Source organism: Phenylobacterium sp. GW821-FHT12F10, from assembly GCF_058806695.1.
In genome coordinates, this window is record NZ_JBXAPY010000001.1 from 1 (window position 1) to 13580 (window position 13580).

16 protein-coding genes are annotated in these 13580 nt (G+C 68.5%); 10 read left to right on the forward strand and 6 right to left on the reverse strand.

Annotated elements, in window-relative coordinates:
* Both AC1RN5_RS00005 and AC1RN5_RS00010 read right to left on the reverse strand, forming a co-directional pair.
* Window positions 1-216 (reverse strand): hypothetical protein (locus AC1RN5_RS00005; protein ID WP_493039263.1); only part of this gene is annotated, 216 nt, incomplete at its 3' end.
* A gap of 193 nt (window positions 217-409) precedes the next feature.
* Window positions 410-697, reverse strand: a complete 288-nt coding sequence (locus tag AC1RN5_RS00010) for a hypothetical protein (protein ID WP_421933229.1) — start codon at window positions 695-697, stop codon at window positions 410-412.
* 260 nt (window positions 698-957) lie between these two features.
* On the opposite strand from AC1RN5_RS00010, the gene AC1RN5_RS00015 reads away from it, so the two are divergent.
* On the forward strand, window positions 958-1848 hold the full coding sequence (locus AC1RN5_RS00015; RefSeq protein ID WP_493039264.1) for an alpha/beta fold hydrolase: 891 nt from the start codon (window positions 958-960) through the stop codon (window positions 1846-1848).
* Here the strand turns inward: AC1RN5_RS00015 and AC1RN5_RS00020 are convergent.
* Window positions 1837-2766 carry a thioesterase family protein gene (locus tag AC1RN5_RS00020; RefSeq protein WP_493039265.1) on the reverse strand — a complete coding sequence of 310 codons (930 nt, stop codon included), beginning with the start codon at window positions 2764-2766 and terminating at the stop codon, window positions 1837-1839. The two genes, AC1RN5_RS00015 and AC1RN5_RS00020, sit on opposite strands and share 12 nt — an antisense overlap.
* A gap of 156 nt (window positions 2767-2922) precedes the next feature.
* On the opposite strand from AC1RN5_RS00020, the gene AC1RN5_RS00025 reads away from it, so the two are divergent.
* Together AC1RN5_RS00025 and AC1RN5_RS00030 are read left to right on the forward strand one after the other, a co-directional pair.
* A complete protein-coding gene (locus AC1RN5_RS00025) occupies window positions 2923-3753 on the forward strand; it encodes a cytochrome b/b6 domain-containing protein (protein ID WP_493039266.1) in 831 nt (276 codons plus the stop codon).
* Window positions 3750-4526: a molybdopterin-binding protein gene (locus AC1RN5_RS00030; protein ID WP_493039267.1), complete on the forward strand. Its 777-nt coding sequence runs from the start codon at window positions 3750-3752 to the stop codon at window positions 4524-4526. The genes AC1RN5_RS00025 and AC1RN5_RS00030 overlap by 4 nt, the downstream gene beginning before the upstream one ends.
* 1 nt (window position 4527) lies before the next feature.
* Here the strand turns inward: AC1RN5_RS00030 and AC1RN5_RS00035 are convergent, their stop codons facing one another.
* Window positions 4528-5334: an acid phosphatase gene (locus AC1RN5_RS00035; RefSeq protein WP_493039268.1), complete on the reverse strand. Its 807-nt coding sequence runs from the start codon at window positions 5332-5334 to the stop codon at window positions 4528-4530.
* A 146-nt stretch (window positions 5335-5480) separates the two neighbouring features.
* Between AC1RN5_RS00035 and AC1RN5_RS00040 the strand changes: the two genes are divergently transcribed.
* From AC1RN5_RS00040 to AC1RN5_RS00050, 3 genes are read left to right on the forward strand one after another with little or no spacing between them, the layout of a single operon-like run.
* Window positions 5481-5861: a DUF2089 domain-containing protein gene (locus AC1RN5_RS00040; protein WP_493039269.1), complete on the forward strand. Its 381-nt coding sequence runs from the start codon at window positions 5481-5483 to the stop codon at window positions 5859-5861.
* Window positions 5858-6220, forward strand: a complete 363-nt coding sequence (locus AC1RN5_RS00045) for a hypothetical protein (RefSeq protein ID WP_493039270.1) — start codon at window positions 5858-5860, stop codon at window positions 6218-6220. The genes AC1RN5_RS00040 and AC1RN5_RS00045 overlap by 4 nt, the downstream gene beginning before the upstream one ends.
* An 11-nt stretch (window positions 6221-6231) precedes the next feature.
* Complete coding sequence (locus tag AC1RN5_RS00050) at window positions 6232-6657, forward strand: SHOCT-like domain-containing protein (RefSeq protein ID WP_493039271.1); 426 nt, start codon at window positions 6232-6234, stop codon at window positions 6655-6657.
* Between the two features lie 74 nt (window positions 6658-6731).
* Here AC1RN5_RS00050 and AC1RN5_RS00055 read toward each other — a convergent pair whose 3' ends face one another.
* Both AC1RN5_RS00055 and AC1RN5_RS00060 read right to left on the reverse strand, forming a co-directional pair.
* Complete coding sequence (locus tag AC1RN5_RS00055; RefSeq protein ID WP_421933220.1) at window positions 6732-7802, reverse strand: 1,9-bis(guanidino)-5-aza-nonane synthase; 1071 nt, start codon at window positions 7800-7802, stop codon at window positions 6732-6734.
* A 96-nt stretch (window positions 7803-7898) separates the two neighbouring features.
* On the reverse strand, window positions 7899-9152 hold the full coding sequence (locus AC1RN5_RS00060) for a type III PLP-dependent enzyme (RefSeq protein WP_421933219.1): 1254 nt from the start codon (window positions 9150-9152) through the stop codon (window positions 7899-7901).
* 377 nt (window positions 9153-9529) lie between these two features.
* Between AC1RN5_RS00060 and phnC the strand changes: the two genes are divergently transcribed.
* From phnC to AC1RN5_RS00080, 4 genes are all read left to right on the forward strand, one after another.
* Window positions 9530-10324 (forward strand): phosphonate ABC transporter ATP-binding protein, encoded by a 795-nt coding sequence (gene phnC / locus AC1RN5_RS00065; protein ID WP_421933218.1) that lies wholly within the window; start codon window positions 9530-9532, stop codon window positions 10322-10324.
* Complete coding sequence (gene phnD / locus AC1RN5_RS00070) at window positions 10321-11322, forward strand: phosphate/phosphite/phosphonate ABC transporter substrate-binding protein (protein WP_493039272.1); 1002 nt, start codon at window positions 10321-10323, stop codon at window positions 11320-11322. Before phnC ends, phnD begins: the two co-directional genes overlap by 4 nt.
* Entirely contained in the window at window positions 11322-12134 is an 813-nt protein-coding gene (phnE, locus tag AC1RN5_RS00075; RefSeq protein ID WP_493039273.1) for a phosphonate ABC transporter, permease protein PhnE, read from the forward strand. The genes phnD and phnE overlap by 1 nt, the downstream gene beginning before the upstream one ends.
* A gap of 169 nt (window positions 12135-12303) precedes the next feature.
* On the forward strand, window positions 12304-13575 hold the full coding sequence (locus AC1RN5_RS00080) for an OprO/OprP family phosphate-selective porin (protein ID WP_493039274.1): 1272 nt from the start codon (window positions 12304-12306) through the stop codon (window positions 13573-13575).
* Window positions 13576-13580 lie beyond the last annotated feature (5 nt).

Here is a 13580-nt window from a genome sequence, read left to right on the forward strand (position 1 = left end):
GGCGTCAGCGGCGGCCGGAGCAGCGGCGGCGTCGGCGGCGGCGTCAGCAGCGGTGGCGGCGGCGTCGGTCGCGGTGGCGGCGGCGTCGGCGGCGGTGGCGGCCGATTCGGCGGCCGGAGCGTCGGCCTTTTCAGCGGGCTTGGAGCAGGCGGCGGCGGAGAGAGCGGCGACGGCGGCGCCGGCGACGAGCAGCTTGCGGAGAATGGCGGAGGTCATGTCCCAGATCCTTGGATTAGATTGTTGAAAGCACCCAACGAGGCGCCCCCCTACGGGAAGGCCCCAACAGGGGGAATATGCCTGGGTTCGCGTCGAGGGCAAGGCTGAGCTTCACCTCAATTTGATCAGGCCGAAAACAAAAGGGCCGCCCCGGGGGACGGCCCTTCGTAGAACGCGTGTGCGCTCGAGAAGCCTACTTCTTCTCGGGAGCGGCCGGCGCCATGGCGGCGTCGGCGGCCGGAGCAGCAGCGGCCGGAGCGGCGGCGGCGTCGGCGGCCGGAGCAGCGGCGGCGGCGTCGGCAGTGGCGGTGGCGGCGGCGTCGGTCGCGGTGGCGGCGGCGTCGGTCGCAGTGGCGGCGGCGTCGGTCGCTTCAGCAGCGGCGGCGTCGGCCTTTTCAGCGGGCTTGCCGCAGGCGGCGACGGAGAGGGCGGCGACGGCGGCGCCGGCGACGAGGAGCTTGCGAAGCAGTTCGGAGGTCATGTGGCTGGTCCCCTAGGAAACGGAGGTAATGAAGCGCCCGACTCGCCCCCCGATTGGGAAACGCCGCAAGCGCGAGAGAGGAATATGCCGTGGTTCGCCGCGAGGGCAAGGCTTTAATTCACGCTCTCGTGATCACTTTTCGCCGCAGGCGCCCTAAGCCCTTGAGATTCCCCGGTTTGGCGATCACGCCTCGCGTGAAGGCTTAGCTCTGGCCGCGCGCGTATCAGCGGCTATATGGACCCGGTCGGAGGAGAGTTCCCATGAATGTTGCGGTCGCGAGCGAGCCTCGCCCGGTGCGGGTCGAGCTGCCTGAACGGGGCGGGACGATGTCGGCGCTGGAGTTCGGGCCCTCCGGGCGGCCGGTGGATATCCTCTTCACCCACGCCAATGGCTTCAACGCCCGCACCTACGCCAGCATCCTGGCGCCCCTGGCCGGGGAGTTCCGCATCCTGGCGGTGGACCAGCGGGGTCATGGCCGGTCCGGGCTGCCGCCACAGATCGAGGGCCGCAACACCTGGTACAATCTGCGTGACGACCTGCTGGCCTTCATGGCCGCTCTCGACCTGAAGAACCTGGTGATGGCCGGCCACTCCATGGGCGGCACCGCCAGCATCCTGGCCAGCGCCGAGGCTCCGCAGCGGGTCCGGCGGCTGGTGATGTTCGATCCCGTCGTCCTCACCCCGGAGGCGATCGCCGCCAACCAGGGGGGCGAGCCCATCGAATCACCTTTGGTGCAGGGCGCCTTGCGCCGCCGCTCGGTGTTCCCGAGCCGGGCGGCGGTGATCGAGGCCTATACCGGCCGCGGCGCCTTCAAGAGCTGGACCCCGGCCATGCTGGCCGACTACGTGGCCGACGGCTTCCGCGACCGCCCCGACGGCGAGGTGGAGCTGACCTGCGCCCCGGAATGGGAGGCCTCGAACTTCACCTCCCAGGCGCACGACACCTGGGACGCCTTCGCCCGTTCCACCGCCCCCATCGCCATCTTCCGCGCCGAGCACGGCTCCACCTGCCGGGTGGACGGGCATGAGGCCGAACTGACCGCCTCGGGCCGCATCACCCTGGAGACCGTGCCGGGGACCAGCCACTTCCTGCCTATGGAGCGGCCCGACGTGGTCGCCGCCGCCCTGCGGGCGGCCGTCCTAAAGGCCTAGGCCCGGCGTCACTTGGGCCCGGTAGGCGGCCTGGGCCTCGGGCGTGATGTCCACCACCTTGCGGGCGTCGAGGTCGAAGCTGATCACCACGGCCTCGGCGCTGGCCCAGGCCCGGCCGCTGACGGGATCGACCATCCAGTGCATGACGCGGCGCGCGCGGCTGTCGCAGCCGGCGAACCCCGAGCGCAATTCGATGGAATCGCCGGCCCGCGGCCAGTCCAGGTGCAGGACCCGATACTCCAGCACCGCCCCGCCGATTCGCTTGGGCGCTTCCCCCTCGACCGGGGCGGGACCGGGACGGGTCTCGCCGAACAGCCGGCTGACCCCGTCCGAGACCCGGCCGATGAACATCTCGCCCCGCATGCGCCCGAACACGTCGCACTCGGTGGGCTGGATCACCCCCATGCCGATCCGCTTCAGGTCCAGGGCCAGGGCCTTGTCGAGGGAGGCCATCGGCGTCACCGGCGACAGGTCGATGCTGCGGGCGGCGGCGAAGGCCGGGATCTCGACCTTCAGGGCCTGCGCCCGGTCCCGGATGCGCCGGGGCCAGGGGAAGGGCCGCAGGTCGTCGCCGGTGGCGTGGGACACCACCAGCTGGAAGGTCGCCGCGGGTTCGCCGGAGAGGTGACGGATCACCAGCAGCAGGCGGGCGTCGGTCTCGCCCATCTCCACCACGCCGCCGGTCATGATCAGGCAGGCGCCGGGCCGGGCCTCCCGCAGGAAGCGGATATGCTGCTCGCGCACCACCAGGGTGGAGACGGCGCCCTGGGTGAAGGCGCGCGGCATGCCCAGCTGGGCGGCCAGCCCGGCCAGGCCCTCCAGGGACTTGGCCACCCAGAACCGGACGTTCAGGTGTCCCATCTCGTCGCATTCCCAGGTGTTGACCCCTCCGCCCCAGACCTCGACGCCTTCGTTCACGCAACCATCCCCCATTGATGGCGCGAACTTATGGGACCGGCGGTGTAACCAACAGGGGGCGAGGGGCGAATTCGTCTGCACGCTCAAGCTCGGGCCAGTGTCGCCGGCCTGCCGGCGGCGTGCGAAGCTCAAGGGCGCCTGGGAGGGAACGCGATCATGTCCGAACCGCCGCCGATGAAGGTGCTGGTCTATCGCCACGCGGTGATCACCCGGATCACCCACTGGATCAATCTGGTGGCCCTGACCCTGCTGCTGATGAGCGGCCTGCAGATCTTCAACGCCCATCCGGCCCTCTATTGGGGCCAGAAGTCCACCTTCGCCGAGCCCTGGGTCTCGATGACGGCGGTGGAGAAGGGCGGCGACATGATCGGGGTCACCAAGATCGGCGCCCTCCAGATCGAGACCACCGGCCTTCTGGGCTATTCCGGCAAGCCGGGGATGGGCGAGCCCCGCGGCTTCCCGTCCTGGGCCACGGCGCCCGGCTATCGGAGCCTGGTGGACGGCCGCCACTGGCACTTCTTCTTCGCCTGGCTCTTCGTCCTCAACGGCCTGGTCTATCTGTCGGCCAATATCCTCAACGGCCACATCCGGCGCGATCTGCTGCCCACCCGCGACCAGCTGGCCCCGCGCCACCTCTGGCGGGAGGTGATCGACCACGCCCGCCTGCGGTTCGCCAAGGGCGAGGCGGCGCGGCGCTACAACGCCCTGCAGAAGCTGGCCTATGGCGGGATCGTCCTGATCATCCTGCCGCTGATGGTCCTCACCGGCCTGACCATGTCGCCGGCGGTGGACGCCGGCCAGCCCTGGCTGCCGGCCCTGTTCGGCGGCCGCCAGTCGGCGCGGACGATCCACTTCCTCTGCGCCGGGCTGATCGTGGCCTTCGTCCTGGTCCACCTGGCCATGGTCCTGCTCTCGGGCGTCTGGAACAATCTGCGGTCGATGATCACCGGCCGCTACGCCATCGAAGTCGAGGGAGACGCCCAATGAGCGCCGCCGACACCCGCCGCGGCTGGCTGAAGGGCGTGGCCGCCGGCGCCGCGGGCCTCTGGCTCACCGCCTGCAACAAGGTCAATGACGACCCCCGCGTCCAGGCCACGCTGCAGAGCGCCGAGGGCCTGACCCGCCGCGCCCATCGGCTGCTGATCAGCCGCAAGGCCCTGGCCCAGGAGTTCACCGAGGCCGACATCGCCCGCGACTTCCGCGCCAACGGGTCCATCAGTCCCTCGGACGATGAATACCGGGCCCTGCTGGAGGCCGGCTTCAAGGACTACCGCCTGGTGGTGGACGGCCTGGTGGACAAGCCCCTGTCCCTGACCCTGGCCGAGATCCGGGGGCTCACCTCCCGCACCCAGATCACCCGCCACGACTGCGTCGAGGGCTGGTCGAGCATCGGCAAGTGGAAGGGCGCGCGGCTGGGGCCGCTGCTGGACATGGCCGGCCTGAAGGACACCGCCCGCTACATCGTCTTCCACTGCGCCGACAGCCTGGAGATGACCCTGGACGGCTCGGGGCAGTACTATGAGAGCATCGACCTGATCGACGCCTACCACCCCCAGACCATCCTGGCCTACGAGATGAACGGCAAGGTCCTGCCGGTCGCCCATGGCGCGCCCCTGCGCCTGCGGGTCGAGCGACAGCTCGGCTACAAGCACGCCAAGTACGTCATGCGGATCGAGGCCGTCTCCGACTTCGCCCAGATCGGACGCGGCAAGGGCGGCTACTGGGAGGACCGCGGCTACGAGTGGTACGCGGGTATCTAGCCTACCAGGGGGTCGTGGCGGTCAGTTCCGCCTCCATCTTGCAGACGCCAGCCGGGGGCTTGGCTCCGCTCATGCGCACCGCTCCGACCTCGGCGCGGACGGCCTCCAGGTCGGCGCGGAAGGCCGGATCACCCCGCCAGGTGGCCACCAGGGCCGCGCCGTTGGTGCGGCCGGCCTCGACGGCGCTGACGCTGTGCACGCCGCAGACCACCCGGCTCTCGCCGAAGGCCCGCCCGCGGGTCAGGATCGGGGTCGCCCGGTCCGGCGCGATCTCGGCCAGCACCAGGGCCACGCCCCAGCCCCAGGTGGCGTGGCCGGAGGGATAGTCGGGGCTCGCGGCCAGGGAGTCGGTCCTGGGCGCGCAGATGTTGCCCTCCCCGGCGATCAGATAGGGCCGCTGGCGCTTGAACACGTCCTTGACGCTGGAAACCTGGCGGCTGGCGTCGATCCCCATCCGGCTGAGCATGGCCATCAGCTTGGGTGTGGTCTGGGGGGAGAGCTGGGCGCCCATCGCGCAGCTGAAGTCGGTGAGCATGTTGGCCGGCAGGGACGGGACGTCGTTCTGGGCCAGGGACCAGCGCGGCGTGCCCTCCAGGGCGCGGCTGGCCTTGTAGACCGCCTGGTCCTGGGCCTCCCGCGGCGAGCCGGTGGCCGGGGCGGGCGGCAGGATGAGCGCGGCGTTCGGCCAGGTCTGGGCGTTGAGATAGCCCGAGGGCAGGGGGCGGGGGGCCGGCGTGGGCTGGGCCACGGCGATCCCGGCCACGGTCAGGGCGCCCGTCAGGCTCAGGGCGATCAGTACACGGCTCATTCAGCTCACTCCCTATGTCTTGTCCCATCATGCGCGGGCGGCCGGCGGACGCAACGCCCGATCTTGAGATTGATTTTTTCAAGTTATCGAAGTTGAAAACTAAATTTTCTTGAGGTAGGGTTCCTCAGATCAGAGGCGAGACCCCCGTGAGCCAAGCGAAAGTTCAGGACTGGCAGGCCTTGACCCAGCTCACCGGCGGCGCGCCGCTGGTGGTGGAGCGGGTTCGGCTGTCCGACCGCGACATCGCCATCGAGGGGGCCTTCGAACCGCCGCAGCTGGCGAGGCTCTCGGCGGAGGACCAGATCTTCGTCGCCGCCTTCCTGCGCAGCCACGGCTCCATCAAGGAGATGGAGCAGGTGTTCGGGGTCAGCTACCCGACGGTGAAGGCGCGGCTGAACCGCATCGCCGCCAGCCTGGATGTCTTCGATGTCGCGCCGCGGCCCTCCCGGGCCGAGGTGTTGGAGCGGCTGAGCCGTGGCGAGATCAGCGCCCAGGACGCGATCGCCGAACTGGAGGCCGCCCCATGAGTCCGCTTCCCACCCCCGTCCAACCCACCGAGGTGGCCAATCCCGAACGCCGCAAGGCGACGCGCGGCCTCACCCTGATGCGCGAGCGCGCCGAGCGGCTGCGCTGGCGCACCGTGCCGCGGGTGCGCAAGCCGGGGCCCCGGCGCGAGATCAATCTGTGGCTGCCGGTGACCCCGCTGCTGATCCTGCTGGCGCCCTTGCTGATGCTGATCATGGGGATCGCCGTGCTGCTGCCGCGGCCCTTCGGGGTCAATCCGGCCATGGCCATGATCGGGGTCGGCCGGGTGCTGATGGCGCTGAGCGGCACGCAGATCGACATCGACCGGCGGGACGCCAACGTCCACCTGAAGATCCTCTAGGAGAGACCGCCATGAGCGAAGATCGCCGCTCGATCCTGCAGATGCTGTCGGAAGGCAAGGTCACGCCCGACGAGGCCGAACGCCTGATCGCCGCCCTGGAGCGAGGCGCCGGTCCTCGCGCGCCCGAGGGGGCTCCGGCCGCCAAGGCGTCGCCGAAATACCTGCGGGTCGCCGTCGACACCGACGAGGGTCACGGCGGTCCCACCAAGGTCAATGTCCGGGTGCCGATGAACCTGCTGCGGGCCGGGGTTCGCCTCTCCAGCATCATCCCGCCCCAGGCCCGGGACAAGGTCAACGAGGCCATGCGTCAGCACGGCGTGCCCTTCGACATCAACAGCCTGAAGCCGGAAAACCTGGAGGAGCTGGTGGAACAGCTCAACGACCTGACGGTCGACGTCGACCAGGACCGGACCAAGGTGCGGATCTATTGCGAATAGCGAGCGGGTATCCTCCCCACACGCTGAACTCGGCCGTCACGCCCGGGGCGTGACGGCCGCTTCCTTAGCTCAGCCTATTTGGCGATCTTCTGGAACAGCTTGGCCCAGCGGGGCTTCTCGCGGGTCTTCCAGGCGCCGCGGTGCCAGGCGTCCGAGGCGATCAGCGGGACCACGGTGCTGGCCTCGGCGAACACCATCTGTTCCCAGGTGACGTCGACCTTGCCCCAGGAGCAGGCCTCCTTCAGCGTCGAGGACGAGCAGGCGCCGTCGCGCACGTCGGCCACGGTGATCTGGATGGCGTACTTGTGCATGTCCACCTCGTGGCCGAGGATCTCGGCGCAGACCACGGTGTCCTGGGCGAAGTTCTTCGGAACCCCGCCGCCCACCATGAACAGGCCCGTCGTCCCGGCCGCGATCTTGACGTCGGTCAGCTCGCGGAAATCGGCGACGGAGTCGATGGTCAGGTAGGGCTTGCCCGCCTTCATGTTCTCCACCTGGTGCTTCACCAGGCCGAAGCCGGCGGAAGAGTCGGTGAAGGCCGGGCAGAAGATCGGAATGTCCAGCTCATAGGCCGTCTCGATCAGCGAGCCCTTCTTCTTGGCGCCGCCCTCGGCCAGCCACTTGCCCATCTCCCAGATGAACTCGCGGCTCGAATAGGGGCGCGGCTCCAGGGCGTTGCAGAGCTGGAAGATGGTCTCGTCGCAGTTCTGGAGCTCTTCCTCGTCGATATAGGTGTCGTAGATGCGGTCGATATAGAGGGCGCGCAGGTCGCGGTCGTCGACCGGGTCCTGGGGCTTGGACTGGTAGTGCTTGAAGCCCAGGGCCTCGAAGAAATCCATGTCCACGATGGAGGCGCCGGTGGAGACCACGCAGTCGATCAGGCCGAACTTCAGCATGTCGCGGTAGATGTGCATGCAGCCGCCGGCGCTGGTGGAGCCGGCCAGGGTCAGCCAGGTGGAGCAGCCCTTGTCTTCCAGGGCCATGGTCAGGATGTCGGCGGCCCGGGCGGTGTCGCGGCTGGTGAAGCTCATCTGCCGCATCGAATCGATGATCGGCCGGGCGTCGTACTGGTCGATGGCCACGTGCTCGACGGTGGTCGAGAGCAGCTCGGCCTTGCGGTTGGTGTTCTGAACGTCAGCGTTCATTCTCTTGATCCTGTAGAGTTTGAGCGCCCGTCCATGGAAAAGGGGCCCAGCCGGGACGGAGCGACCGGCTGGACCAACAACACCTGGGCGGCGGGATTATTTCCGCCGACGCTTCTTCCCGCGCGCCCGTGACAGCTTCACGACGTTGGCGGTGTCGGACTTCGGCACCGGGATCGAACGCCGGGCCAGGCCGAACATGGAGGCCATGGGCGCGTCCTCGCACTCGATGGTCTCGGCGTCGCCGAAGCCATTGAAGCGGGTGTTCATCGCCACGCCATAGGCGCCGAGCATGCCGATCTCGACATAGTCACCCTCGCGGATGTCCTCGGGCAGCCAGAAGGGGCCCGGCATGTGGTCCAGGGAATCGCAGGTGGGACCCCAGAAGCGGTAGGGCTTCAGGGCGCCTTCGACCTCCTGGGCCTCGCCGTCCACGTTGCGGATCAGCTTGACCGGAAAGGGCCACTTGGTGTGGGCGGCGTCGAACAGCGAGCCGTAGGACCCGTCGTTCAGATAGAGGGCGTCGCCCTTGCGCAGCTCGACCTTGGTGAGGATCGAGGAGCCTTCGGCCACCAGGGCCCGGCCGGGTTCGCACCACAGCTCGGTGGTCTCGTGCACCATCATCTCGGCGAAGCCGCGGTCGATGGAGTCCACATAGTCGGCGAGCGCCGGCGGAACCATGCCGGGATAGACCGACGGGAAGCCGCCGCCCACGTCCACCACGTCGGCGAAGACGCCGGCGCGGACCAGGGCGCGGGAGGCCTGGGTCATGGCCGCCTGGTAGGCGGTGGGACGCATGCACTGGCTGCCGACGTGGAAGGAGACGCCCATCAGGTCCTGGGTCGCCCGGCGGGCGGCCAGCAGCAGGGCCGGGGCCTCGAAGGCGTCGACCCCGAACTTGCCCGACAGGGAATAGGCCGCGCCTTCGGCGGCGACCGCCAGGCGCACGATCAGGTTCAGGTCCTTGGCGCCGCCGGTGGCGTCCAGGATCTTGGCCAGCTCCTCGTGCGTATCCAGCGCGAAGGTGCGGACCCCATGATCGAAATAGGCCTGGGAGATGGCCGAGCGGCTCTTCACCGGATGCATGAACGCCATGCGCGATCCGGGCGCGAACTGGCTCACCAGTTCGATCTCCGGGATCGAAGCCACGTCGAACGAGGTCACCCCATTGGCCGCCAGAGTCTCGATGACCCACGGCGAGGGATTCGCTTTGACAGCGTAGAAGACGTCGCCTCGGAAATTTTCCTGGAACCAGCGCGCCGCCACAGCCACCGCGTCAGGTCGCGCTATTGCGACAGGACGTTCCGGGGACCGCTGACGGACCAGGTCCAGGGGCGTATGATACGTGTGCAATTCACGTAACCCCCAACGGATTGTTGAACCTAGCCGGCGTTAGCAGCGCTTTTGAGGACTTCGGGTCCGCCGGAGCGCGGTGAAATAGGGGCATATCACCCCTGTGTAAAGAGGTTTGATTCCGCTGCGGTGAATCGCGCGCAAACCCTGACGGGGCCAAGGCTTGGAGAGGGGGACCCGCGGGCGGTTTTGTGACGGTCCCCCAGGGCCGGAATCCGCCGCCTTGGGGTCATTCCTGCCCCGCCCGCGGCGGCGGGGCGTGACGGCGTTAACGGACGCTAGACCGGACGCGGGCCGGCGTGTCATGAAGTCGTCGCAGCGGTCGGCGATGACGCGTCTCCGCCCCTGCGTGCGCCGACCTTGGAACTTCTGCATTCATGACTGACGCCGCCGTTCTGTCCGTACGGAACGCCTCGAAGAGCTTTGGCCCTCGCAAGGCGCTCGACGGCGTGTCCCTCAGTGTGGCCCGGGGCGAGATGATCGCCCTGATCGGCCCGTCCGGCTCGGGCAAGTCCACCCTGCTGCGCTCCATCAGCGGCCTGCAGACCATCGATCAAGGTCCCGGCGTCATCGAGGCCTTCGGCGGGCCGGTGCAGTCGGGCGGCAAGATCAGCCGCAAGGTGCGCGAGACCCGCATCCGCGTCGGCTTCATCTTCCAGCAGTTCAATCTGGTGGGGCGGCTCTCGCTCTTCACCAATGTCGCCCTGGGGTCCCTCGGCCGCATCCCGGCGATCCGCGGCCTGCTGGGCCTCTGGCCGCAGGAGACCAAGGACGCCGCCATGGCCGCCCTGGCTCGGGTCGGTGTCGCCGACTACGCCGGCCAGCGGGCCAACACCCTCTCCGGCGGCCAGCAGCAGCGCGGCGCCATCGCACGCGCCCTGGTGCAGAAGGCCAAGATCATCCTGGCCGATGAGCCGGTGGCCTCCCTCGACCCGGTCTCGGCCCGTAAGGTGATGGAGCTTCTGCGCGACCTCAACGCCGTGGACGGCCTCACCGTCGTCGTCACCCTGCACCAGGTCGACTACGCCCTGCGCTACTGCAAGCGGGTGGTGGCCCTGAAGGCCGGCAAGGTCGTCTATGACGGCCCCATCGACGGCCTGGACCGCGCCCGCCTGATCGACATCTACGGCCCCGAATTCGAAGACGCCTTCTGGGAAGGAGCGCCGAAATGATCCGCCGCCATGTTCTGACCGCCCTCGCGGCCGCCCTGGCCCTGGCCGCCTGCGGCCAGAAGCCCGCCGACAAGGCCGCGGCTCCCAAGGAGCTGACCTTCTCCATCCTCTCGGCGGAGAACCAGGCCTCGATGGCGCCCCTGTGGCAGCCGATGTTGGACGACATGTCCGAGCAGCTCGGGATCAAGGTGAAGCCTTATTTCGCCACCAACTACACCTCGCTGATCGAGGCCATGCGCTTCAACCAGGTGCAGGTGGGCTGGTTCTCCGCCCTGCCGGCGCTGGAGGCCGTGCGCCGGGCCGACGGCCAGGTGCTGGGCCGGGTCATCGATTCCGGCGGCGTCGACTCCTATGAGTCGGTTCTGATCGTGAAGAAGGGCAGCGGCATCACCCTCGATGACGTGCTCAAGTGCGGCAAGCGCTACTCCTTCGGCATCGGCGACGCCAAGTCGACCTCCGGCACCTTGGCGCCCATGACCTACCTGTTCTCGCCGCGCGGCATTGAGCCCGCGGCCTGCTTCAAGGGCGTCCGCTCGGCCAGCCACCAGGCCAATGTCTTCTCGGTCGCCAATGGCGTGCTGGACGTGGCCACCAACAACTCCGTCGGCCTGGTGTTCGCCGGCCGCGAGAACCCGGAGATCGCCGCCAAGATCGAGGTGATCTGGCGCTCGCCCCCCCTGCCGGAATCCTCCATCGTCGCCCGAAAGGACCTCGACCCGGCGATCAAGGAGAAGCTGCGCCAGTTCTTCCTGACCTACGGGACCGGCACGGGCCCGCGCGCCGACAAGCAGCGCGAGGTGCTCAAGGGCCTGGCCTATGGCGGCTTCCGCCCGGCCGACGACTCCTATCTCGATCCGATCCGCGAGATGGAGGCCTCCGAGGTCCTGGTCGACGCCAAGCGCGGCGGCGACGCGGCCAAGATCGCCAAGGCCCAGGCCGCCTACGACGACATCCGCGCCAAGGCCGCCCAGCGCCGCGCCGTCAATCCGGACGTCTGATGAGCCAGACCGACATCCATCCGCCGGGCCCCCTGGCCCCGCCCAGCCGCTCGCTCGCCCAGCGCGCGCCCGACGTCCTGGTCTGGGGCGGCGTCATCGTCCTGTTGATGATCAGCTTCCGGCCGGTGGAGATGAACCACCTGGTCCTGCTGTTCCGCAATTCGGAGAACATGCGGCAGTACGGCGGCGACCTGCTGCATCCCGATTTCTCCAACTGGAAGATCTACGTCTCCCAGATGTGGCTCACCATCCAGATCGCGCTGTGGGGCACGGGCCTGGCGGTGGTGCTGGCGATTCCCTTCGGCCTGGCCTGCGCGCGCAACGTCTCCCCGGCCTGGCTTCAGCAGCCGATGCGGCTGCTGATGAACCTGTTGCGATCCATCCCAGACCTGGTGGTGGGCACCCTGTTCATCGTGGCCGTCGGCCTGGGCCCCTTCGCCGGCGTCCTGGCGCTCGCCCTCAACACCGGCGGGGTGCTGGCCAAGCTGTTCTCCGAGGCGGTGGAATCCATCGACAAGGGTCCGGTGGAGGGCGTGCGGGCCACCGGCGCCACACCCCTGCAGGAGGTCATCTGGGGGGTCATCCCGCAGGTCGCGCCCCTGTGGACCTCCTATGCGCTCTACCGCTTCGAATCCAACTCACGCTCGGCCACCGTGCTGGGCCTGATCGGGGCGGGCGGGATCGGCCAGGTGCTGTTCGAGACCATGAACGCCTTCGCCTACCAGCAGCTCTCGGCCATCGTGATCGTCATCGTCGTCGCGGTGTCGCTGATCGACCTGCTGTCCCAGGCCATGCGCAGCCGCCTGATGTAGGCCGCCCAGGACCATCCGCTCACGGATGGTTTGTCACAAACCTGAAGCCTGACCGTCATCGATCCGGCGCCGGATCGTCATGCAAACTTGGCCGAAGCGTCACGGGACCTCGTTAAGCCGCCCCTAGCCTGAAGAGGCACGGGGATAAGCTCCACAAGGATCCGAAGATATGACCTTCAAGACCTCGCTCTGCGCCGGTGTGGCGCTCAGCGTCGCCATGCTGGCGGCCGGCGCCGCCAGCGCCCAGGACACCACGACCGCCTGGAAAGGCGCGCCGCAATGGACCAATGACGACGTTCAATTCAAGGTGCGGGGCCGCCTGCTGATCGACTACGTCTATCAGGACGTGAAGCGTGACGCGCCCCTGGCCGACTACAAGACCAGCAATGTCCGCGGCCGCCAGGCCTTCCTGGGCATCGAAGGCAAGCTCAACAACTACATCGCCTACAAGGCCGAGGGCGGCGCCGTGAACGGCGGAGCCTGGTCCTGGGACGACGTGGTCCTGGAATACAAGCCCAACGAGATGACCTCGGTCATGGTCGGCGCCATCAAGGCCGCCGGTCTCGAGAACCTCACCTCCACCCGCTTCACCACCTTCATGGACCGCGGCCCGTACGGCGACATGGGCCCCGACAGCTACCTGCTGTCCCTGGTGACCAAGGTGAACGGCTACAACTGGACCGCCACCGGCGCCGTCCAGGGCAACTCGATCAACTCCGCCGACGTCAACAACACCGCCGGCGCCAATCCGGGCTCCAAGGAACGCGTGGGCTTCACCGGCCGCGTCTCCTACGCCCCGATCCTCACCGACTTCGACAAGCTGCACGTGGCCGTCTACGGCCGCTACCGAAACCACGGTGACGAGAGCGCCTTCAATTACGCCGCTCGCCCCAACACCAACTACGGCGACTCCGGCCGCTATATCGCCACCGGCGCCATCGGCGACATCGACAAGACCGTCGGCGTCGAGGCCGCCTACATCCACAACAACTTCTCGATCCAGGGCGAATATTCCGACATCAAGGTGACCCGTCTCCAGACGGTCCAGCCCGGCGGAAACCCGGACGTGAAGGTGGGCTACGCCTTCATCAGCTTCTGGCCCACCGGCGAGCAGCGCAACTACGACGCCACCAAGGGCGAGTTCGGCCGTCCGAAGATCCTCAACCCGATCACCGGCGGCGGCATGGGCGGGGTCGAACTGGCCCTGCGCTACGACTACGCCGACTTGACCGACGCCTATTCGTCCGCCGCCACCACGGCCGGCCGCACGCTCAGCCAGGACGCCGGCAAGTACAAGGCCTGGACGCTCGGGGCCAACTACTACCCCACCGGCTACGCCCGCCTGCAGGCCAACTACACCCGCTCGAAGATCGACAACCCCGGCGCCGGCCGCGACGTCGATGTCGACACCTTCCAGATGCGCGCTCAGCTCGACTTCTAAGCCGA

Coding starts and splice junctions, on each gene's coding strand:
- AC1RN5_RS00010 (WP_421933229.1), bottom strand. CDS start 697: ATGACCTCCGAACTGCTTCGCAAGCTCCTCGTCGCCGGCGCCGCCGTC.
- AC1RN5_RS00015 (WP_493039264.1), top strand. CDS start 958: ATGAATGTTGCGGTCGCGAGCGAGCCTCGCCCGGTGCGGGTCGAGCTG.
- AC1RN5_RS00025 (WP_493039266.1), top strand. CDS start 2,923: ATGTCCGAACCGCCGCCGATGAAGGTGCTGGTCTATCGCCACGCGGTG.
- AC1RN5_RS00030 (WP_493039267.1), top strand. CDS start 3,750: ATGAGCGCCGCCGACACCCGCCGCGGCTGGCTGAAGGGCGTGGCCGCC.
- AC1RN5_RS00035 (WP_493039268.1), bottom strand. CDS start 5,334: ATGAGCCGTGTACTGATCGCCCTGAGCCTGACGGGCGCCCTGACCGTG.
- AC1RN5_RS00045 (WP_493039270.1), top strand. CDS start 5,858: ATGAGTCCGCTTCCCACCCCCGTCCAACCCACCGAGGTGGCCAATCCC.
- AC1RN5_RS00050 (WP_493039271.1), top strand. CDS start 6,232: ATGAGCGAAGATCGCCGCTCGATCCTGCAGATGCTGTCGGAAGGCAAG.
- AC1RN5_RS00055 (WP_421933220.1), bottom strand. CDS start 7,802: ATGAACGCTGACGTTCAGAACACCAACCGCAAGGCCGAGCTGCTCTCG.
- phnC (WP_421933218.1), top strand. CDS start 9,530: ATGACTGACGCCGCCGTTCTGTCCGTACGGAACGCCTCGAAGAGCTTT.
- phnD (WP_493039272.1), top strand. CDS start 10,321: ATGATCCGCCGCCATGTTCTGACCGCCCTCGCGGCCGCCCTGGCCCTG.
- phnE (WP_493039273.1), top strand. CDS start 11,322: ATGAGCCAGACCGACATCCATCCGCCGGGCCCCCTGGCCCCGCCCAGC.
- AC1RN5_RS00080 (WP_493039274.1), top strand. CDS start 12,304: ATGACCTTCAAGACCTCGCTCTGCGCCGGTGTGGCGCTCAGCGTCGCC.